Origin of the sequence: Carboxylicivirga fragile, from assembly GCF_050589805.1 — a bacterium.
GTDB lineage: Bacteria > Bacteroidota > Bacteroidia > Bacteroidales > Marinilabiliaceae > Carboxylicivirga > Carboxylicivirga fragile.
The window spans coordinates 38,145-60,012 of the sequence record NZ_JBNGOY010000011.1; the positions used below are offsets into that span (position 1 = coordinate 38,145).

At 36.6% G+C, this 21,868-nt stretch carries 20 protein-coding genes; 12 read left to right on the plus strand and 8 right to left on the minus strand.

Annotated elements, in window-relative coordinates:
• Positions 1-60: 60 nt before the first annotated feature.
• Together ACRD7B_RS06350 and dnaG are read right to left on the minus strand one after the other, a co-directional pair.
• Positions 61-576 (minus strand): pyridoxamine 5'-phosphate oxidase family protein, encoded by a 516-nt coding sequence (locus ACRD7B_RS06350; protein ID WP_430823648.1) that lies wholly within the window; start codon positions 574-576, stop codon positions 61-63.
• Positions 577-608: 32 nt separating this feature from the next.
• Positions 609-2,555 carry a DNA primase gene (dnaG, locus tag ACRD7B_RS06355; protein ID WP_430823649.1) on the minus strand — a complete coding sequence of 649 codons (1,947 nt, stop codon included), beginning with the start codon at positions 2,553-2,555 and terminating at the stop codon, positions 609-611.
• Positions 2,556-2,697: 142 nt separating this feature from the next.
• Here dnaG and ACRD7B_RS06360 point away from each other — a divergent pair, with 142 nt between their 5' ends.
• Together ACRD7B_RS06360 and ACRD7B_RS06365 are read left to right on the plus strand one after the other, a co-directional pair.
• A complete protein-coding gene (locus ACRD7B_RS06360) occupies positions 2,698-3,381 on the plus strand; it encodes an SIR2 family NAD-dependent protein deacylase (RefSeq protein ID WP_430823650.1) in 684 nt (227 codons plus the stop codon).
• Positions 3,382-3,384: 3 nt separating this feature from the next.
• Positions 3,385-4,020: a porin family protein gene (locus ACRD7B_RS06365; protein ID WP_430823651.1), complete on the plus strand. Its 636-nt coding sequence runs from the start codon at positions 3,385-3,387 to the stop codon at positions 4,018-4,020.
• Here ACRD7B_RS06365 and ACRD7B_RS06370 read toward each other — a convergent pair whose 3' ends face one another.
• Positions 4,021-4,578 carry a ComF family protein gene (locus ACRD7B_RS06370; protein ID WP_430823652.1) on the minus strand — a complete coding sequence of 186 codons (558 nt, stop codon included), beginning with the start codon at positions 4,576-4,578 and terminating at the stop codon, positions 4,021-4,023.
• A 313-nt stretch (positions 4,579-4,891) separates the two neighbouring features.
• On the opposite strand from ACRD7B_RS06370, the gene ACRD7B_RS06375 reads away from it, so the two are divergent.
• From ACRD7B_RS06375 to ACRD7B_RS06390, 4 genes are all read left to right on the plus strand, one after another.
• A complete protein-coding gene (locus ACRD7B_RS06375) occupies positions 4,892-5,242 on the plus strand; it encodes a carboxypeptidase-like regulatory domain-containing protein (protein WP_430823653.1) in 351 nt (116 codons plus the stop codon).
• A gap of 244 nt (positions 5,243-5,486) precedes the next feature.
• Positions 5,487-5,945: a toxin-antitoxin system YwqK family antitoxin gene (locus tag ACRD7B_RS06380; RefSeq protein WP_430823654.1), complete on the plus strand. Its 459-nt coding sequence runs from the start codon at positions 5,487-5,489 to the stop codon at positions 5,943-5,945.
• A gap of 130 nt (positions 5,946-6,075) precedes the next feature.
• Positions 6,076-6,993, plus strand: coding sequence for a DUF362 domain-containing protein (locus ACRD7B_RS06385; protein WP_430823655.1), 918 nt, complete (start codon positions 6,076-6,078; stop codon positions 6,991-6,993).
• Positions 6,994-7,021: 28 nt separating this feature from the next.
• Positions 7,022-8,584 (plus strand): 4Fe-4S dicluster domain-containing protein, encoded by a 1,563-nt coding sequence (locus ACRD7B_RS06390; protein ID WP_430823656.1) that lies wholly within the window; start codon positions 7,022-7,024, stop codon positions 8,582-8,584.
• 64 nt (positions 8,585-8,648) lie between these two features.
• Here the strand turns inward: ACRD7B_RS06390 and ACRD7B_RS06395 are convergent, their stop codons facing one another.
• Positions 8,649-9,344: a hypothetical protein gene (locus tag ACRD7B_RS06395; RefSeq protein WP_430823657.1), complete on the minus strand. Its 696-nt coding sequence runs from the start codon at positions 9,342-9,344 to the stop codon at positions 8,649-8,651.
• A 135-nt stretch (positions 9,345-9,479) separates the two neighbouring features.
• Here ACRD7B_RS06395 and ACRD7B_RS06400 point away from each other — a divergent pair, with 135 nt between their 5' ends.
• Both ACRD7B_RS06400 and ACRD7B_RS06405 read left to right on the plus strand, forming a co-directional pair.
• On the plus strand, positions 9,480-10,529 hold the full coding sequence (locus ACRD7B_RS06400) for a TRM11 family SAM-dependent methyltransferase (protein ID WP_430823658.1): 1,050 nt from the start codon (positions 9,480-9,482) through the stop codon (positions 10,527-10,529).
• 20 nt (positions 10,530-10,549) lie between these two features.
• Complete coding sequence (locus ACRD7B_RS06405; protein WP_430823659.1) at positions 10,550-11,491, plus strand: AraC family transcriptional regulator; 942 nt, start codon at positions 10,550-10,552, stop codon at positions 11,489-11,491.
• 43 nt (positions 11,492-11,534) lie between these two features.
• On the opposite strand, the gene ACRD7B_RS06410 is transcribed toward ACRD7B_RS06405, so the two are convergent.
• Together ACRD7B_RS06410 and ACRD7B_RS06415 are read right to left on the minus strand one after the other, a co-directional pair.
• Entirely contained in the window at positions 11,535-14,654 is a 3,120-nt protein-coding gene (locus ACRD7B_RS06410) for an ATP-binding cassette domain-containing protein (protein ID WP_430823660.1), read from the minus strand.
• Between the two features lie 110 nt (positions 14,655-14,764).
• On the minus strand, positions 14,765-15,583 hold the full coding sequence (locus tag ACRD7B_RS06415; RefSeq protein ID WP_430823661.1) for a hypothetical protein: 819 nt from the start codon (positions 15,581-15,583) through the stop codon (positions 14,765-14,767).
• A 168-nt stretch (positions 15,584-15,751) separates the two neighbouring features.
• Here ACRD7B_RS06415 and ACRD7B_RS06420 point away from each other — a divergent pair, with 168 nt between their 5' ends.
• Positions 15,752-16,660, plus strand: a complete 909-nt coding sequence (locus ACRD7B_RS06420; protein WP_430823662.1) for a DMT family transporter — start codon at positions 15,752-15,754, stop codon at positions 16,658-16,660.
• On the opposite strand, the gene ACRD7B_RS06425 is transcribed toward ACRD7B_RS06420, so the two are convergent.
• Positions 16,653-17,069, minus strand: a complete 417-nt coding sequence (locus ACRD7B_RS06425; protein WP_430823663.1) for a DUF6146 family protein — start codon at positions 17,067-17,069, stop codon at positions 16,653-16,655. The two genes, ACRD7B_RS06420 and ACRD7B_RS06425, sit on opposite strands and share 8 nt — an antisense overlap.
• Before the next feature lie 234 nt (positions 17,070-17,303).
• On the opposite strand from ACRD7B_RS06425, the gene ACRD7B_RS06430 reads away from it, so the two are divergent.
• The 3 genes from ACRD7B_RS06430 (at position 17,304) to ACRD7B_RS06440 (ending at position 20,877) form a co-directional block, all read left to right on the plus strand.
• Complete coding sequence (locus ACRD7B_RS06430; RefSeq protein ID WP_430823664.1) at positions 17,304-18,605, plus strand: acetyl-CoA hydrolase/transferase family protein; 1,302 nt, start codon at positions 17,304-17,306, stop codon at positions 18,603-18,605.
• Positions 18,606-18,806: 201 nt separating this feature from the next.
• Entirely contained in the window at positions 18,807-20,255 is a 1,449-nt protein-coding gene (rpoN, locus tag ACRD7B_RS06435) for an RNA polymerase factor sigma-54 (RefSeq protein ID WP_430823665.1), read from the plus strand.
• Positions 20,256-20,271: 16 nt separating this feature from the next.
• Entirely contained in the window at positions 20,272-20,877 is a 606-nt protein-coding gene (locus ACRD7B_RS06440; protein WP_430823666.1) for a PAP2 family protein, read from the plus strand.
• 1 nt (position 20,878) lies between these two features.
• On the opposite strand, the gene ACRD7B_RS06445 is transcribed toward ACRD7B_RS06440, so the two are convergent.
• Positions 20,879-21,808, minus strand: coding sequence for a serine/threonine-protein kinase (locus ACRD7B_RS06445; RefSeq protein ID WP_430823667.1), 930 nt, complete (start codon positions 21,806-21,808; stop codon positions 20,879-20,881).
• Positions 21,809-21,868: the final 60 nt, after the last annotated feature.

A 21,868-nucleotide genomic window follows, 5' to 3' on the forward strand; every position in this document is an offset into this window, starting at 1 on the left:
AGATTTCCTTCAAATATACTTTGTAGGCTATTGCTTTGCAAATATGTGTGTTCGATTCGATTATTTGTTATTTCTTAACTCATCGTTGGAGCGTTTAATTTTATACTCATCGTGAGGCGCGCCAAATTCCTTACATGAAATACTATCGACAGGTATTTTCCAGATTTTTACATTTCTCACGGCTGGATCACTGTATTTAAATTCCTTTTCAATATAAGTTCCCATAAGTATGTTTAACGCATCGCGCTTGGCATCCATGTCTTCAACAAATTCAACCTTACCCATGGCAATTACACTTTTCGATTTCATGCGGTAGCTACAAGCAACTTCAGGGTGTTGAAACACCAATTCATTATCGGCAGAAAAGGTCACACAGATATTATTGTTGTTATTGAGGATATCGATGACTCTACCTTCCGGAGCAGAGTGCAGGTAAATAACTTTATCCTGATATCCAAAATTCATTGGTAACACATAGGGCATGTTATTTTGATCGACAACGCCAACAAAGCATAAATCACATTTGCGAATGATGCCTTCAATAACTTCAATATCGGTATGGTTTATTGTTTGCATGATAATCTGTTTTTATGTGTGTTGTTTATTAGTTATACAATGGTTCGTCCGCCCAGTTCCTTGGAAATAATCGATAGTACCTGCTGCCAGTTATTTATGTCTTGTAATAATTCCATTAAGCCATCAACGTTGCCCGATGCTTCCATTTGTTGCAATTGAACACGTTTTTCTTTCAGAACCATCTTCACTTTTTTCCACTTTAACTCGGCAACTACACGCAATACCAAATCCTGGTATATTTCCTCCTCTTTGGTCACAATGCCAAATTTTTCGTGAATGCGACTAAGGATGTGTTCTTTTCCAATTAAGTCAGAAGCCAACTTGCTTAGGTCGGTATCTGAATTATTAACAAAGAACTTTTGCGCCACAATCTTTTTATCGTTGCTGGCAGTTTCATAGGCTTCCATCATCTTATTGTAGATGGGATTTACGCTTAGCAAATCATCTTGCTTTAATTCATGAATGATGTAGGCACCAACTGCAATTTCTTCATCATTTTCCAAAAGACCATGTAATGGTTTTTCACCATATTTTAATAAGAATAAGAGAACAGCTCGTTCTTCTAACTCAAAGGGATTGTTTACTGTTGCTGTCTTAGGTGCACTATTATTCTGCGGATAGTTTACCGGACGTTCATTACTTGTGGTACTTCTACGGAAATTTTCTTCTATTTTCTTTCGCTGTAGTTTACCCGTTTCCTGAACCAATATTTTCTCATCAACCTTCAAAAGTGTACTACACTCCTTGACGTATACTGAGCGTACAATCGAATCAGGTATGGTAGAAATACTGCGTACAATATCTTGAATGAGTTGAGCCTTTTTGATAGGATCATTCTTCGCATCCTCTAGCAACAAGGATGTTTTAAATTTGATAAAATCCTTTTGATTAGCTTCGATGTATTCTTTAAGTTGTTCCGCGTTTCGTTCCTTGGCAAAAGTATCCGGATCTTCACCATCGGGCAATAGCAGAACTTTAACATTCATGGCTTCTGCCAAAATCAAATCAATTCCTCGAAGCGATGCTTTTATACCCGCAGGGTCACCGTCATAAATAATGGTGATGTCTTTGGTAAAACGAGCGATCAACCTGATCTGATCAGGTGTTAATGCTGTTCCGGATGAAGCAACCACATTACTAATGCCAGCTTGATGAAAAGACAGTACATCGGTATAACCTTCCACCAGGTAACAACGATCTTGCCGTGTAATTTCCTGCTTGGCCTGATAAATACCATAGAGCACCCTACTTTTATGGTATATTTCTGATTCGGGCGAATTGAGGTATTTGGCTGTTTTTTTATCCGTTTTCAGGATACGTCCACCAAAGGCAATGACCTTACCGGCCAAACTGTGGATGGGAAAGATAACTCGTCCCCTGAAGCGATCCGCCTTATAATCGTCGCGAACAATGGACAGACCTGTCTTTTCGAGGTATTCAAGTTTGTAACCCTGTTTAACAGCTTCGCTAGTGAGCGCATCACGTTTTTCGGGTGAATAACCCAATTCAAATTTGCTAATAATATCATCACGGAAACCACGCTCACGGAAATAACTTAAACCAACAGATTTACCTTCGTCCGTTTCGTTAAGATTGCGCGCAAAGTATTTACCAGCAAAATCGCTGATTACCATCATGCTTTCGCGCTCATTCTTTTGCTTCAGCTGTTCTGGCGAATATTCTTCCTCTTCAATATGAATATTGAATTTACTCCCAAGCGCTTTAATGGCTTCAACAAACGATAATTGATCGTGCTTCATAATGAAGTTGAGCGCATTGCCACCTTCACCACATCCAAAACACTTAAATATGCCTTTGTGTGGCGATACTGTAAACGAGGGTGTTTTCTCGTTGTGAAAAGGGCAATTACCCAAGTAGTTAATGCCCCGACGACGTAGGGTAACATAGTCAGATACCACCTCAATAATCTGGCTATTGGCAGTTTCTAGTACTTTATCTACGGTAATCTGATCAATCATTCGTCGGAATTTTTTAAGCCGAATGCAAAGATAGAAAAAATAGGTTCATGCCTTGGGTGAAAACGTGCATAGGCAAATAAAAATTAGCATGAAATGAAAACAATTACTTACTTTTAATCTGAAAACTTAATTCAATAAAGAAATGAAGAAGTTGGTGGTGCTAAGTGGAGCAGGTATTAGTGCCGAAAGTGGTATTAAAACCTTTCGCGAGAGTAATGGTTTATGGGAGAATCATGAGGTGACTGATGTTGCTAGTCCTGAGGGATGGGAGCGCGATCCGCATTTAGTTTTGGATTTCTATAATCAGCGACGAAAGCAATTACTCGAGTGCGAACCTAACGCCGGACATAAGGGTATTGTTGAATTAGAAAAGAATTTTGATGTGCATGTAATAACTCAGAATGTAGACAACCTGCACGAACGCGCTGGAAGTTCTAAGATACTACATTTACATGGCGAATTAACAAAGGTTGAAAGCACCAAGGATAAGAATTTGGTTTATGACCTGGACGGATGGGAATTGAAGTGGGGCGATAAGTGTGAGAAAGGAGCACAGTTGCGTCCGCATATTGTATGGTTTGGTGAAGCAGTTCCGGCCATTGAACCGGCCATTGAATTAACACGAGCTGCAGATATTTTGGTGGTAGTAGGAACCTCTTTAAACGTGTACCCTGCGGCAGGTCTAATAAACTACGTTTCGAAACGCACACCAATTTATTTAATTGATCCTGGACAACCTTTATATACTCCGGCACCAAATATTACGTTTATAAATGAAAAGGCATCTACGGGGGTGCAAAAATTGATTAATCTACTTAGCCAATAAACTATGAATAAACTATTAGTAATTATAGCTTCTTTGTTGATTACCGTAATTACATGCGAAGCACAAGAATTTAGAGCTGGGCCTTTAGCTGGAATTGGTTTCTCTCAAGTTGATGGTGACGCTTTTGCAGGCTATCAGAAAATTGGCTTAAACATTGGAGGCTTTGTTAGTCGATCAATTGCTAAAGATTGGGATCTGCAACTTGACATTGCCTATATTCAAAAGGGAAGTAAGGTTACACCTGATGTAGAAAAAGGCAAATACGATGAATATGAAATTGATTTGCATTATATTAATTTTCCGTTGGTGGCTCGATATCAGTATAAGCAGTTTTCTTTCGAGGGGGGATTAGCTATTGCTGTGTTATTCGCTGATGATGAAATTCAGAATGGACAATCCATTAAGGGAAACGATGGAGTACCTCCTTTTCAAACCATAGAATATTCAACGGTATTTGGAGTTAATTATCATTTCTCGGAGCGTTTGTGGGTAAATGCACGGATGTTGTATTCCCTAAATCGTATACGTATACCTTATAATGGTGAGATTCCAATTTATGATCCAAAGCCCCATTGGTTAAGTCGTAAACCAGGGCAGTACAATAATAACATTGTGTTCTCGATGTATTATGCCATTTAATTATATGGCGGCGCAGGCTATTGTGGCAATGCTTATGCTTGCACACGAGGATTGAGATAAGGTATTGACACATGCCTCCATGGTTGAACCTGTAGTAATTACATCGTCAATAATTAGTAGGTTTAGTTGATCTAACTTGGTTGTATTTGATAGAGAGAAAATATTTTCCACATTCTGCCAACGCTCAAATCTGGTTTTCTTAGTTTGTGAAGAAGTAAAGGTATTTCGGTAAATACATTCAGAATCAACGGGGATTTGCAACACTTCACTTATGCCGTTGGCTATTACCTCACTTTGGTTAAAGCCACGTTTGGCCTTTTTATTTGGATGAAGGGGAATAGGTATTATTAGGTCGTATGCTATTGGTGCATTGTTTTTAATTGTATGCCCTACTTGCTTTCCAAGTTCCGTTCCCAATACCTTATTGCCACGGTATTTGATGCCATGTAGCAATTGCTGCACACGCTCCCCTTTACGATAAAAGTACAATGAATAGGCATGTTTTATTTGACATCGTCCCCACATCATAGCCGAAATGGCATTATCATCTGGTTTCATTTCAAAGTAGGTTTTCGGAAGCCGCTGCATGCATAGTTGACATATTTCAACTTCGTTTTCAAATAAATGCTGTCCGCAGTTAATACATATCTTAGGGTAAAATAATTCGCTAAAGCAATTGACGACATGCCTAAGTTTAGTGTTTAATACCATGTTTATTAGCTTTATACGTAATTTACAAAAAGCTTCGTGTATAATCAAGAACGATGTGCCTTTAGCTTTCTTAACAATCAATTAACCATCTCGTAAATTGGTGTTAATAATCAGGTAACATTAGAGCTATATGTTTGTCATCAAATAAAACAAGACAATTATGAAAGCACAGATATTATTAATAGCCGCATTATTTTTATTCGCATCAAGTACACTTGCAAATGACAAGAACGATGTAAAAGAAAAAGTAAGTGCCGCTAATGCCATCACATCTATTTCGGGTACAATTACTGATGAAGTAAGCGGAGAAAGTTTAGTGGGCGTTAAAATCGTTCTTGAAGGAACTGACAAAGTTGCTTATACTGATTTTGATGGCATGTTTAAATTTGAAGGAATTTCAAACGGTGTTTATACCATGTCAGTTGATTATGTGTCATACAAAGATAAAGCACAATCGATAGATACTAAGAAAACTAGTGATGTGGCGATAAAACTAAAGGCTAGTTTGTAAGCAAAAATATTTTAATAAAAAATAGCGACTCAGTTTGGGTCGCTATTTTTTTTGCTTGTATTTGTCAGTAAATCAGTAAGAAGTAAAACTTAACATTGAAAAATCAGTACAATCTTTAGCAATTGTAAATTTAATGTTAACTTTGTGTTAATCTTTATGGATTTCATTACGTATTATTGATACGCATAGAGCTAATACACACAGGGCTTTTGGGAGATTAATATTAACTATAAAATGAAATCATATGAATAAGTTAGTTATTTTATTCGCACTTCTAGTTGGAATATCTTCTTTGGTTAATGCTCAATTAATCGAAAAGGAGGGTATGTTTTATGATCAAGATAATAAGCTTTACACAGGCGTTTATATCGAATATTTCGAATCAGGAAATAAGAAAGTTGAGATGAATGTTGTCAATGGTGAAAAAAATGGAGTTACAACTCTTTACTTTGATAACAAACAAGTAAATGAAGTACGTTCATTCAAAAATAATAAGATGGATGGAACTTGGTTTACCTATGATGAAAATGGAACCAAAACCGGTGAAGCTAACTATAAAGATGGCTTAAAAGATGGAAAGTGGTTTATCTGGGATGAGAAAGGCATTATGCGTTATGAGATGTTATATGCTAAGGGAGAGAAGGTAGGATCGTGGAAAATTTGGAACGAAACCGGTGAATTGATTGCACAAAAAGATTATTAAACTCTCGTAATATAATAGAATTGGCGGATCGTTGGGGTCCGCCTTTTTTATTTATATCCAATTCAAATAGTTGATGCTCAAACCGACCTAGCACATTTTTTAGTAAATTTCAGTACTTAAAAAATACATCATGAAGCGAAGAGATTTTATAAGAACAGGTGTTGGAGCAGGTTTATTAAGCGGAGCATTCCCTTTATTTGGAGGTTTAGATCAGGTTTATGGTAAGCCAGCAACGGCTAATTACGACTTAGCAGCTGTGCGAGGTGGAAATGGACCAGATATGTTCGACAGAGCTATTGAGGCGATTGGTGGAATTTCGAACTATGTAAAATCGGGTCAGAAAGTGGTAGTTAAACCTAATATTGGTTGGGACGCGCCACCCGAAAGAGCTGCTAACACTAACCCTGAGCTTGTTGGGCACATTGTTAAACGTTGTGTTGAGGCAGGTGCTTCCGAAGTGTATGTGTTTGATAATACTTGTAATAAGTGGGATAGATGTTATCGAAATAGCGGCATTAAAGCAGAAGTGGAAGCTGCAGGAGGTAAAATGGTGCCAGGTAATACGGAGACATTTTATAAGGAGATAGATATACCCAATGGCGTTAAGCTGAAAAAAGCCAAGGTGCACAAATTGATTCTCGAATCGGATGTTTTCATTAATGTTCCCGTGATGAAGCATCATAGTAGCACACGTATTTCTTTAGCTCTTAAGAATCTGATGGGCGTAGTATGGGATCGTAAATTCTATCATTCAAACGATTTACACCAGTGTATAGCTGATTTTTATACGGCGGTTAAACCTGATTTAAATATCATTGATGGTTATAACATGATGACCAAGAATGGGCCACGTGGTGTATCTGTTGCTGATGTTACGAACCTAAAGGCATTAATTGCATCAACTGATATTGTAGCTGCCGACGCTGCTGCTGCAAAAATGTTTAGCTTAGAACCTGCCGATATAGGACATATTCAAATTGCTCATGACATGAACTTGGGTAATATGAATTTGGAAGAACTAAGTATTAGTAAGCAAAAGATGGCGTAACCATAGTGTCGTTTTTAAAATCGCAATAATGACTTATAAGACTTTAAAAAGAACAAGAGTGGTGCTTTCACTCTTGTTTTTTATTTTGACTCTGTCCCTGTTTTTGGATATCTATGAGAAGTATGCAAATGAAACGGTTGAGGAGATATTATTTCTGCAGATGGTTCCTTCTTTGCTGAAATTTATCCAAACCTTAGCTTGGGGAGCTATTGGATTTTTTATAGTTCTATTAATCACTTTGCTGATTGGTCGAGCGTACTGTAGTACGGTCTGTCCTCTTGGGATTTTGCAAGATATATTTAGTTACATTGCTCGAAAACGTTCAAGTCGTAAGCTATTTTATAAAAAGAAAAAGGGTTATCCCGCACTTCGCTATTCTATTCTTGGAATTACTGTTGTTAGTATGTTTGCCGGCTTCAATTTGTTTATAACTCTTCTTGATCCTTATAGTAACTTTGGGCGGATTGTTACCTATTTAATTCGGCCTATAATTGTTGGTATAAATAATTTATCAGCATTGGCTCTGCACAAATTTGAAGTATATAACCTCAATCCGGTGAAATTAGTAGCAGCTCCCTGGTTCGTAATTACCTTATCATTGGCCTTACTTATTACAATAGCATACATGTCGTATAAGCGGGGGCGATTATTTTGTAATACCCTTTGTCCTGTTGGTTCACTCCTAGGTTTAATGTCTAAGGTATCCTTCCTGAAAATTAAGTTTGATACCGACAAATGCACTAAATGTGGCAGTTGCATTGGTGTTTGTAAAAGTGAATGCATTGATGTAAAAAACATGAAGGTTGATCATTCTCGCTGTGTCGATTGTTTTAATTGTTTAGATGTATGTCCTGAATTGGCTTTAGATTTAACATCAAAAAAAGAGAAGAAAAACACCATCAATTCAACAAGTGAGGATAAGGGAAGAAGGGTTGCAATAGCTACGGGTCTTAGTTTGTTAGTTGGTTCAAAAGTATTAGCAGAGCTTAAGAAACCAATTGATACTTCTAAACTTCTGATAAATGAAAAGGACTACCCCGTGGCACCTCCAGGAGCAATTGGAATTAACCGGTTTAATGAAATTTGTACAGGATGCGGCCTGTGTGTGGCAGCTTGTCCTACTCAAGTTCTTCAGTCAGCTACGATGCAGTATGGCTTAAAAGGATTTATGCAACCGCATATGGATTACCTTTCTGGTTATTGTAATTTTGATTGTCGTGGTTGTGGAAATGTTTGTCCAACAGGTGCTATTTTAAGTATTCCCATTGAAGAGAAACAGCAGACGCAATTGGGTAAAGCTGTGTTTGTCAAAGAAAACTGTGTGGTTTACACCGATGGAACTGACTGCGGAGCATGTTCAGAACATTGTCCGACAAAGGCAGTTAATATGATTCCTTATGAAGGAAAATTGTTAATTCCAGAGGTTGATCAGGATATTTGTATTGGTTGTGGCGCTTGTGAATATCCTTGCCCGGTAGATGCTCCTTATAAAGCTATCTACGTAAATGGTAATGCTGTTCATCAAGTGGCTGATAAACCCAAAGAGGAAGAAAGTTTATCGGTTCCTGTTGAGGATGATTTTCCGTTTTAATCTATATTGAGTTCTTTGGTCTTGATTCATTCAAGACCAAAGAACTTATTTTGTCTCGAAAAGATTAGTTTAATAATGTATCCGTAAACGCTAAGGTTTCAATAAGATCATCTTCATTATTAAATTTCACTTTGTTTTTTTTGATATAGGATTTTATTTCTGGTTTTATATTTGGAAATAAGTCAAGAAGGTCTTTTTTAGAAGTAAATGATTGCAGAGTATTATTATCAATTGAAATGAAGTAAATAGGACTGATAGATACAAATTTTGCCTTTTTAGCTTCTTGATATGGTTCTGGGCTTTTTGCTTTTATCAAATTAATTCGATGTTTTTTATAGAAGGAAATATGATCTGTAGTTGCAAGACGCTCGAGATAGCATCTTTTTTGTTTTTTGTTTTTAAAATTGTCAATATAGAGAAAATCATGATTACCTATTGAAAAGTGGGTAAACAGCTTATTTTTGGGAATTACTCGATATTTCTCGTCGATCTCGATTTCCATGTCTTCACTGTAAATATTAAAGCGTAAGTGTAGATCTGTATATATCTGATCATCAAACGTCAATTGGTGATCATACTGATCGTTCGTAAGATATGGTGAGCCTTCATATTGTTCCTCAGTTTCGCCTTCAATTATTTGAAGTTTATCATATTCATCGAATAGCGCAGGTAGACCTCCTGTGTGTTGACCGATTATACCATTGTTGAAAAATGAGCCGAATACCAAAATCATTAATAGTACAGTTGATTTAATTTTCATAATTTTTGATTTAAGTTATAGGGTTTTTAATTTAACAAAAATCATTCCAATTACAATCTGTAAAAATATATCCATAACTTTATACCATTAATTAGAGATACTAGAGATCGTTAGTACTTCGAATATATGATAAAAATGACTCAATACTTAATACTTCAACACCCAGGGCATAATCGAGTTTATTATAATGTAGCAGGCGAGTTGGCTTTGGCTGAACTTCAAATTGCTGGCTCTAAATTTGAAACACCATGCAGAGCTGTTAGGCTTATTGAAATAGCTGAGATTCGATATTTATCATTTGAAGTTGAAAGTGAACTATCCTCGAATGATATAGGTGTACTGTCTCGCCTATCATTTGTATTCGCAATTTATAAAGTACTTAATATTGATGGCGAAGAATGTTTGAAGCCTATAGCAATAAAAGATTATGCTTATGTTGATGCTAAAATAAGCTCTTTATTAAAGTATCCCGGTAAAACAAATGAACTGTTTACAAAAATGATGGTGAATGTGGCTTTGTTATCAAGTAACTTCAACTATGATACAAATATTCAATTACTCGATCCTGTAGCTGGACGTGGCACAACTTTATTCGAAGCGAGTGTTTATGGTTTTAATGCTACGGGAATAGAGATTGAAAGTAAATCGGTGCATGAAGCCACTGTTTTCTTTAAGAAGTTTATTCAAACTGAACGATATAAACACCAAAATGATAAAAGGCAAATTTCGGGAAACAACAAGAAGGAAGCAATTTACGTTCAGGAATTTGAGTTTGCGCCCACAAAAGAAATGTTTAAAATAGAGGAGTTAAAACGAAAGCTAGCCTACGTAAACGGATCTTCACAAAATGTAGAGAGCTATTTCAAGGCGAATACCTTTCATTTGATAGTTGGTGATTTACCCTATGGTATTGCCCATGGCAACAGTTCAACACATCGATCTGCTTCAATTACACGTAACCCATCCGAAATGATAGAGCAATGTGCTGATGGTTGGTTTAAGGTTTTGAAAAAAGGTGGTGTTATTGTGCTAGCCTGGAATGTATTTGTGGCAGCGAAGGTGAAACTGGAACAGATTTTATCAAGCCATGGTTTTGAAGTTCTTTCGGAAGACCCATATGCAAATTTTGAACACATGGTTGATAAATCTATAAAAAGGGATATAATTGTAGCTCGTAAAATATAGATAAAGAAAGCCTAGACCGCATGAAATTCGAAAATGTTCAAATAAAAAATGAATACAGACATCGTATAAATAAAACCATCGACTATATCGATGCCAATTTCTCAAAGCAATTTACGCTTGACGAATTAGCCGCGGTTGCTAATTTTTCTAAGTTTCATTTCCATCGTATTTTCCAGGGTGTTGTTGGCGAAACACCTTTTAATTTTATTACCAGAGTACGCCTTGAACGAGCTGCTAATTTGCTGAAAAGTAATGTTGATTTGCCCATTACCGAAGTTGCTTTTCGCTGTGGTTACTCCGATGCATCCGTTTTCTCACGTAAGTTTAAGCAACAGTTTAAGCAAAGTGCAACGCAATTTCGAACAGCTAAAGAAAATAGCAAGATCAGTCAAGTCAATAGCAAGCTCCAACAAGCTGATGATAGTCTTTCCATGTACATTTGTGCAAGTACTAACACTATTAAATGGAAGACTAATATGGAATTAAACAAAGGAGTTGAAGTGAAAACACTTCCGGAAAGAACAGTTGTTTATGTGCGTCACATTGGACCATACAAAGGTAACGAAGAATTATTTAAAGGTTTATGGAACAAGCTTTTTGCATGGGCAGGCCCAAGAGGTTTGGTTGGCAATCCTAATATGGTTTCCATGGCTGTTTATCACGATGACCCTAACATTACAGAGGAAATGAAATTGCGCACCAGCATTTGTATCAGTGCCCCAGAAGATACCAAAGTCGATGGTGAGGTTGGTAAAATGAGAATCGAAGGTGGTCAGTACATGGTAGCCCGATTCGAAGTTGATGCAACACAGTTTGCCGAAGCATGGCAATGGGTTTATTCTAGTTGGATGCCAGCCAGTGGTTACCAACCCGATGACAAACCATGTTTTGAAATGTACAATGAAGAACCTAAGAATGGTATTTTTACTGTTGATATTTGTGTGCCAGTAAAACCTTTGTAGTTATTTAAACTAAGAAAGGATGCTTTGTGAGCATCCTTTTGTTTTATGGTCGTATTGATTGAAGTCGCTTGTTTAATCGTCTCAATTTAAAGGTCTCGAAGTATCTAATTATTTTCCTTAGCACATCAAAATAAAGAGTGATGTAAAAGAAAGCAATCCAGAGCCAAATGATTAAAGTATTAAACAAGGCTGTTGGTATGGATAGACCGAGTACGTTTTTTGATGGTGAATAAAAATGTGCTCTTCCCAAATGAGAAACTGGATCTTTAAAAATAGGATGTTTCTTTTGGATGATGGAGTTGGAGCTAGTTTCTATTTGTTGAAGTTCCCGTTTGTTTAATACCAGTTCCTCAATAGCTTCATTCTGATAAGTCTTTTTGAATTCAAGAAATGCTTCTTTTGAGCCAAACTCATTAATTAGTTGACTAAATAATTGATCCTTCTCTTTCTTGGCTTCTCTATATTCTGTCTGTTGAACAACCCTTTCTGTTTTCAAGAATTTATCAAGTCTGTTATAAGTATCTTCCGAAAAATTAGCTCGACCACTTAAAAAGAATGATAAAGCAGGGTAATGTGTTGTTTTTACATCCAGTAACTTCTGGATCTCATTGATTAGCAATTGGGATTGAGATTGTAATTCCTCAGTTTCACCCTGGCTACGTAATTTTTTACAGACCTTATTTAGGGTTATTAATTCCGGAATAAGTAAAGTGCTTTTATACGATGATGTACTTATCCTTTTCTCAACATCAAAAAATAATCGTTCGTATTTATTGTTGCAGAATTGGTTAACAGCCAGTGCTTCGTACGACCATCTTGAGGTCATGCAATCACCAATGCGAGGAACATACTCTTCGGATGCAATGGTACGATGCAGTTTGTCAAACCCAACAATTACACCACTAAACAAGAGTTGAGGAACTAGTATCAGAGGTATTAGTATGTAAATTGTTACGACTGAATTTAAACCACTACTAATATTTAAACCAATCATATTGGCAAAACAAGCGGTACTTAATAAGATCAACCAATAGCTTAGTGTTAGCCCCTGTACCTCAAGTATGTAATTGCCGATTAAAACAAAACTTAATGTCTGTATAGCTGAGATGATGAACATGATAACCACCTTGGCATTAAGAAAACTAGATCGGCTCAGGTTCAGAAAGGATTCACGTTGTAGCAGTCTTTTGTCTTTAAATATCTCTTCGGCACTCACTGTTAGTCCAAGAAAAAGAGAAACCACAACCGACATAAATAAATAGGCTGGTAAATTAACGTTATTGCTGAAAACGTAAGTTGATTCATTGCCGCCATCGCCACTAATAAACTTTGTAAAAAAGCCAAGTATTAATGCCAAAATAGGCGCTTCAAGCATGTTAATCAGAATGTATTGCTTGTTCTTTATTTTCGATAAAAAATCACGTTGAAAATAAATTTTGAACTGCTCTAAACGCCCTGGGATATTATAAAGGTTATGCGGAAGTCTTTCTTTCTTCTGATTTTGGCCTTTTTGCTTCCACTCAAATTTGCTTTCAAACTTTTCAATGTAGTGATCATACCACTCTTCTGGTGAAACTTTCCGTTGACGAATAAACTTTCCGTACGGATTTACCATACGCGACTCAATAATACGAAGTGGTTGTTCGGTTTGCACATTACCACAGATGTAACACTCGCTCTCATCAGGGTTGACGTAATTAGCCATCTTTTTAAAGTAAGTGATGGCATCGGTAGGATTCCCGTTATAAATGATGCGCCCGCCTTTATCAATGATCAGTAGTTTGTCAATGAGTTTGTATAAATCGCTACTTGGTTGATGTATATTAATGATAACCAAACGCCCTTTTAAAGTTTGACGTTTCAATAATACCATAACTTTTTCCGAATCCATTGAGGATAAACCCGATGTTGGTTCATCAACAAATAGTATAGAAGGTTCGCGAATTAGTTCAAGGGCAATATTAAGTCGTTTACGTTGGCCTCCGCTTAAAATTTTATTCAAAGGAGAACCTACAACTAAATCACGAGCTTCAACCAAATCAAAATCGTGAAGTCCTTTTTCAACCAACTCATTAATTTCTTCTTTGGATAAATGACTGAAGCACAAGCGGGCATTGTAGTATAAATTCTCAAATACCGTTAACTCTTCCTTTAATAAATCATCCTGAGGTACATATCCGATAACACCTTGAAGAGATTCATCTTCACTATTGACATCGTAACCATTTATGGTTATTTGTCCATTATCTAATTTTAAATTACCATTCAGAACATTGAGCAAGGTTGATTTACCTGTTCCACTACCTCCCATGATACTCACCAGTTGTCCCGACCTTCCGGTAAAGCTAAATGGATGAATGCCAATGGTACTTGAATTAAATTTGTATTCAATGTCGATGGCTCGATAAACAATACGTGCCCGATCGGGGCGAGCAATAAATTTTTCTGAAATGGTTCCGTAATATACCGGCGAAATACGCGATGTTTTAATTACTGATCCAGGCGATAAAGCTGCTGCTCGATTTTGCTCAATAATATGACCATTCAGATATAAATTTCGGCTACCTGAATAACGGAACACAAATTGATTGGTGGCTTTAATGTGTAGAACCCAAACAAAAATTTGCTGTTTAGGATTGTAGATGTGCTTTATATCTTCTTCAGGCTTTTCTTGCTGACCACTAATTAAAAGAAGTCGATCTTTTGATTCTACGTCTAAAGGATAACCCACAATAAAATCTCGAAGGTTTTTATATTCATCTTCTTCGAGTTTTAAATGTACTGCTAGTGCATCGGTAAACAGCCCCTCTTCATCAGATACGTGTTCGTCGCGCATGATGAAATTAAGCATGTTGGTAACCAATAGGAATTTGGTGCTTTGCTCTAGTTCTTGATTTAATTGATCGCAAATGGTTTTAAGCAGATGCATGTTAGATGATACCTGCTTTTCGCGCTTGGCCTGATCCTTACTGTACGAGTTCTCATGATATTTCTCAACATAAAAATCGTAGCGTTCTATGGCTTGGTCAACAAACTCACTATTTAGGTTACGCGAAAGGAAATTTTTCACCTCTACTACCCCCTGACCAGTTTCCTGTTCTTCTCTTTGGTCGGTTAGTAAGGCGAAAATTTGCATTAAGGCCTCTAGTAGCAATTCACTCATGCAATCGGGTTTTACTTTGGTCAGTCAAGATAATAATTTTTCATTGACTTGCTGAAATAAAAAAGGGAAACCATACGGTTTCCCTAGTATATTGTCATATGTGCTATAAATTACGATACAAACTTCTCGCGCACTACAGCTACGTTGTCTTCAATGGCTTTTAGTTGATCTTGCGTTATACTTCCACTGTCGATGCTGTTATAAATCTCGTTTAAGATTTTTAGATCCTCAATGGTAGCTTTTACATCTTCGTTTGTTGCATGTTCTTTTAAGATTGTCATCAACTTATTCAACGGCTCTTTTTGTTCCATAATTATTGAAACCATTTCACGATTGTTGAATGTATCCTCTGATATGTGTGTTGAAATGTACAAAGCTTCAACCCAACTACCTGCAATTACCAACATTGAAACAGAGCTACGATCATTCTTATTTAAATACTCATAGGTATCGTAGAATGAATTGGTGATAACATCTACCATTTGATCCTTGTTGTCAAGGTTGTTTTCAATGGTAGTTAATAAGTCTTTATCCAAAGCAGCAGAAATATCCAGTTTGTCAATTAGCTTTTTTGAAGCATTCATAAAGTCAACTGTTTCTTGCTTTTGGTTGTAGGTGCTGGCATAACTTAAATCAGCACTATAAATACCCAGGTTCAAGGCTTGATTTTTTTCAGTGAAATACTTATCAACATTACTTACCGGGTTGGATAAAGAAAGTATGTAAGATGCTTCAATGCGATTTAACATTTCAGTTACTTCAAATGAAGTAGGAAGCGGATAAACAAATTCTCTCACTTCTTTCTCTACGATTTCCTTTTTAATTTCTGGGGCTTTTTGTTCTGACGATTTTTTATTACCCATGTTGCAAGAAGCCAATACGACTATTGTTGCAATTATTATTGATGCGATTGAAAAAGTACGTCTCATTTCTTTAGGTCTTTTTAATTTCCACAAATATAACTGAATTTGAAAATAATTTGTTTCGTGAGGTTTTATTTTTATTTCAATTTCTTATCATTTTATCATATTTCTGTAATTTCCACATCTTTTTTCACTATTTGTTGTTAATTGGGAGGACTTAATTCGTTTTAGAAAATGCAAAATCAAACCAAAGGAGTTTTATTAGCTGGAACAACAGCTATTTTATGGGGAGTATTGGCCATTGCTTTAAAAGTATCTTTAAAACATTTCGATGCCTATACCGTGGTATGGTTTCGTTTTTTTGTTGCAAGTATAATTTTAGCAGGATATTTTGCGATTAAACAACCTGAACTTTTAAAGATTTATAAGAAACCACCTTGGATGATGCTATTAGCAGCAGTGCTACTTGGTGGTAATTATATTGGTTACATGCAAGGCGTCAATTATGCTGGCCCTGCGGTAACCCAAGTGGTGATTCAAGCTGGGCCGGTACTATTAGGTTTAATTGGTTTCTTATTTTTTAAGGAATCAATAAATGCTTTGCGCGCATTGGGTTTTGGAATTGCAGCTATTGGTTTCATCCTATTCTATGTTTATCAATTAAACGCAGCTATTGCTGATAAAGATGAACTTATAAAAGGTGTAGCTTGGATACTATTTGCTGCTTGCTCATGGACAGGGTATGCGGTTGTCAATAAACGTTTGGTCACTAAATGGCCTCCACACCAAATCAACCTTATTGTTTTTGGCTTACCTGTTTTGTTGTTTTTACCGTTGGTGAATTTTTCACAGTTTGCTATGCCCCATGAACCTTGGGTTTGGTTGTTGATGGTTGCACTAGGGCTTAATACTGTTGTTGCTTATGGCACATTGTCCGCCTCTTTTAAATATGCTGAAGCAAACCGGATTAGCATTGTTATTACCATGAACCCAATTATTACATTCTTATTGCTCGAGGTGCTTTTATTGATGGATACGCAATGGTTCCCTATCAAAGAAGTACCTTTTATGGCCTATGTTGGGGCAGCACTAGTTTTAGTTGGAGCAATTCTAGCGGTTGGAATAAAGGGGAAAGCTAAGTAGTTCCTCGCCGGCTTATTAATACAATGTTATATTCTTTTTCAATGAATTGAAAATAATGATACAGTCGAAAGTTAAATTCAATACCGTAATCCGTATTTAAATCATACGGTATGTGAGTTTCGTAAAAGTCGCCATAGTGAAGAGGATTACCATGCCTGATGTTCCACTCTATGGTGTATCTGTTATTCCATTGTTTGTAATACTCATCCGAATAAAACCATTGAGGATGTGGTTGAGTTACTAAATAGGTTTCAAAACGTGAGTCAAAAACAATGAGTTCGTACTCAACTGAGTCATTCTGAGCAATACTAATTTCATGTTTGTCATTTTCACTATTACTACTGTGCTTTGCACTCTGACACGAAACAAACAAAAGTAATAGAAATAATATTTGGAATAAATACTTCATAAGTCGGTTGTTTAAAGCTTAATTAAAGGTAGTAAATTCTCATTCATTTGTAAAGATTAATTAACAGCTCCTTATGGTTTGTCTTACAATTCAAAATCTTAAAAAGTGTTTCATTTCAGAATTGTTTTAAATATGGACTTTAATGCTAAAAATTGTAAATAAATCGTAGCATCCGATCATATTTTTATATTTTTGCACCTCCAATTAAAGAAATAATTCTATAAATATAAATACATGAGTTATAAAGCCGTGTCAGCAGCGGAAGCTGTTAAAGTAATTAAGTCTGGAGATAGAATTCATTTGAGTAGTGTCGCTGTTACACCTCATAAACTTATTCAAGCCATGGTTGATCGTGGCCGCAATAAGGAATTTGTGGATGTAAAAATTCAACATATTCATATTGAAGATAAAGTTGATTTCGCTGATCCTGAGTTTGAAGGAATCTTTGTGTCGGAGCAATTTTTTGTGGGAGGCAACCTTCGTAAGCAAACACAAGCTGGTTATGCCGATTATATTCCGGTATTCTTGAGTGAAACACAGAAGTTAATGCGCGAAGGATACCTAAAGGTTAATGTGGCGATGATCATGTGTTCGAAGCCTGATAAGCATGGATTTGTTTCGTTGGGAACTTCGGTAGATGCTACAAAAGCTGCTATCGAGTGCGCTGATGTTGTAATTGCTGCTGTTAATCCAAATGTGCCGCGTGCATGGGGTGATGCTATTTTTCACAAAAGTGAGATTGATTATTTTGTTGAAGATGATAGCCCATTGTACACACATGACATGGGTAACTTAACTGAAACAGACATTGCCATTGGTAAGAATGTTGCAGAATTAATTGAGGATGGAGCTTGTTTGCAAATGGGTATTGGTGGTATTCCAAATGCCGTTTTAGCTCAGCTTGGAAATCACAAAGATTTAGGTGTACACACTGAGATGTTTGCTGATGGAATTCTTCCTTTGGTTGAATCAGGAGTTGTTAATGGACGTCGTAAACAAATTGATCCAGGTAAGATGGTAGCATCTTTTCTAATGGGATCGCAGGAGCTTTATGACTTTATTGATGACAACCCAATGGTTGCCATGATGGATGTTCGTCACACAAACAGTGTGAATGTAATTCGTCAGAACGATAAAGTAACAGCAATTAACTCTGCATTAGCGGTTGATATTACTGGTCAGGTATGTGCCGATTCAATTGGTACAACTCACTATTCAGGTGTTGGTGGTCAGATTGACTTTATTCGTGGAGCGGGTTATTCAAAAGGTGGTTTACCAATTATTGCAATGCCTTCTGTAACGGCTAAAGGCATGTCAAAAATCGCCCCAACATTACTTGAAGGTTCAGGTGTAGTAACAACTCGTGCCAATATGCACTGGTTTGTAACTGAGTATGGAGCGGTTAACTTGTATGCTAAAACAATGCAAGAGAGAGCCAAAGCAATTATTTCGGTTGCTCATCCTGATCACCAGGAAATGCTTGACAAAGCAGCATTTGAGCGCTTTGGATCGCACTACCGTTTTGTTAAGAAATAGTAGAATACAAGCATTATATGTAAAAAGGCAGTCAAAATTGACTGCCTTTTTTATTGTCATTCATCAAAAACTGTACCTAAATTGTCGGTTTTGACGAATTAATCTTAATTTTGTTGAAAGGCAAACCGCTTGTCTTGCGAATGAAGAAATAAAATCTGATTCTGTCGGTGGACGGTATGTTATGAGAAAAGATTATTAGGGATGTTAAAACAGAATTTACAACAAAAGCTTCTTCAAAAATTATCACCTCTTCAAATTCAGGTGATAAAATTACTTGAGATACCAACAGCTCAATTAGAGCAACGTATTAAAAAAGAAATTGAAGAAAATCCGATTTTAGAATTGGAACGAGAGCAATCTGATCCGGATAAGGATGAGCCTGAAGTTCGTGAAAAAGAATCAGAAAAGGATGAGTTGTCGATTGATGAATACATCAACAATGAAGATATTCCTGCATACAAGTTGCAATCGCGTAATTTTTCGAAGGATGATAAACATGAAGATATTCCTTTTTCAACAGGAGCTACTTTTCATGAGCACCTTGTGGCGCAATTGGGCTTACGTAGATTAAACGACAGACAAAGAGACATAGCTGAATACATCATTGGTAACATTGATGAAGATGGCTACCTGCGTCGTGAAATTGATGAGATTATAGATGATTTGGCATTTGCGCAAAATATTGAAGTGGATGAGCGTGAAACCCTAGATGTACTTGAAGTTATTCAGGATTTTGATCCGGCTGGTGTGGCTGCTCGTGATTTACAAGAGTGTTTGTTGCTTCAGATTCAACGCAAGGATCGTACTTTCCCGGATGTGGAAAATGCTTTTCAAGTGCTGAAGTATCATTTTGATGAATTCACTCGCAAGCACTACGATAAAATAACTAAGCGCTTACACATCGACGAAGATGAGTTAAAAGATGCTTTAGCTGAGGTATTAAAACTGAATCCTAAACCTGGTAGTTCGTACAGTAATACCATGGCAAAAACGGTTCAGCACATTATTCCTGATTTTATCTTAGAGATTGAGGATGAGAAATTCCAGCTAAGCTTAAACAATCGGAATGTGCCAGAACTACGTATTAGCAATACTTATGCTGATATGTTGGAGGATTACAGTGCCAATAAGAAAAATCAAACGAAGGATAAGAAAGATGCGGTGATGTTTGTTAAGCAGAAGTTGGATTCTGCGAAATGGTTTATTGATGCCATTAAACAACGTCAGAATACTTTAATGGTAGTTATGGAAGCTATTATCGATTATCAGAAGGCTTATTTTGCCGAGGGCGACGAAACAAAATTAAGGCCCATGATTTTGAAAGATATTGCCGAAATTACCAATCTGGATATTTCAACAATATCACGCGTATCGAACAGTAAATACATTCAAACACATTTTGGTATTTTTTCTCTAAAATATTTCTTCTCTGAAGGAATGCAGACAGACACGGGAGAGGAAGTTAGTACGAGAGAGATCAAGAAAATATTGGAGGAATGTATTAGTAATGAAAACAAGCGAAAACCGCTTACAGATGATAAGTTGGCTAGTATTCTGAAGGAAAAATCTTATAATATTGCTCGACGAACAGTAGCTAAATACCGTGAACAATTAGGAATTCCTGTGGCGCGTTTGCGTAAAGAATTATAAAGCCCTTTCATTATTTATGAGTTATTTCTCAAAAATCATCTCAACCATCCTTCACCCTTTGGTTATTCCAATATTAGGTTTATTTCTAATATTTAATGTGGGAGGTCATTTCTCATACATGCCAGCCGATCATCAACGCATTGTTTATCTGATTGTGTTTTTAAGCACATGCATATTGCCACTTAGCATTATGCCACTCTTTCTTTTGCTTGGTGTAATAAAAAGTATGTATATGAAGGAGCGGAAGGAACGTATACTGCCTCTAATTTTTACGGGTTTGTTCTACTTACTTGGTTACTTTTTCCTACTGCGCATTTCTGTAGTCCCATCATTTATTAAGGGATTTATGTTGGCAACAATCATTGCTATTTCGGTGGCTATGCTCATTAATTTATTTTGGAAAATAAGCATGCACATGATCGGAATTGGTGGGCTGACAGGTGCTATATTAGCTCTTTCAATGCGTTTTGGTTTGGATGTATGGATTGTTTTTTCACTGATTGTCATCTTTTCAGGTCTGCTTGGTTCCGCTCGACTCTATTTAAAAGCGCATTCGCCATTGCAAGTCCACGCTGGTTATTTTTTAGGCGCCATCATCGTTTTTTACGGCATTCTGCTATAACCTATTGCCCAATTAGCCTTAGGAATCGATTCCACAATGAAATGTTTCTTTTCTCTTTAATGAGGTGCTTGTATTGTTCTAAGTCAGCAATCATTTCCTCTGCAAGCTGATAGCGATGGTTGATATTGTCAATTAAATCTTTACCAAGTACCTGATCATAGGTGTTATCTCTTACTTTTACCGATGCTGGTTTTTGCGTTGCCTTATTTATAATATCAAAAAACTCTTGTCGCATTGAAGGACGTTTTTTAATGGGGTAAGATAGTTGTAGTTGAAGCAACATGTCGACCTCACAATCGACAAAAGGCGGACTTCCTGCGATCATCTCATATAGCATTATTGCAAGCGCATAGAGGTCGCTTGATGGTGATACCAATTGCATCTTGTTTGTTAACTGTTCGGGTGGGCTATAGGCTAACGAAAAGCGATTGTGATTATTGCTTATTGGGTAATGCGCTGCTTTTTCAAGCTTAGTGATAAGTACTTTGTCAGCATTCCATTTTGAAGGATGAAGGTCAATAGTGTCTCTGATTAGGATATTGGATGGTTTAATGTCGAGATGAAGCACCTTATGCTTATGAAGTTCCGCCAGTGCTTCAAGTATTTTAATTGCAAGCGAAATAAAAAAGGATTCAGGGAGCTTATGGTAGAGTTTACGAGTTTCAAGTATTGTTTTTAAGCTCGTTCCTTCAAGCAATTCACTAACCATATAAGTAACACCTCCAATACGAATAATATCAATGGGATTATTAATATTAGGGTGAACTATAGAAAGTAGTGTATTGTAGGCTGATGGCTTGGAAAAGGTATCGCTGCATTTATAAAGTAATACTTTATGCTCATCATGTGCGCGATAAGCGATAAAATCTCGTTTATTTTTTTCTGATAAATCTAGCTTGTATGTATGATGTATGCCTTTAAGTTCGGTCATTCAAGCATCCTTATTTTATTACAATATCACTTTTTTATTTTATTCAACAAAAAAAAGGGA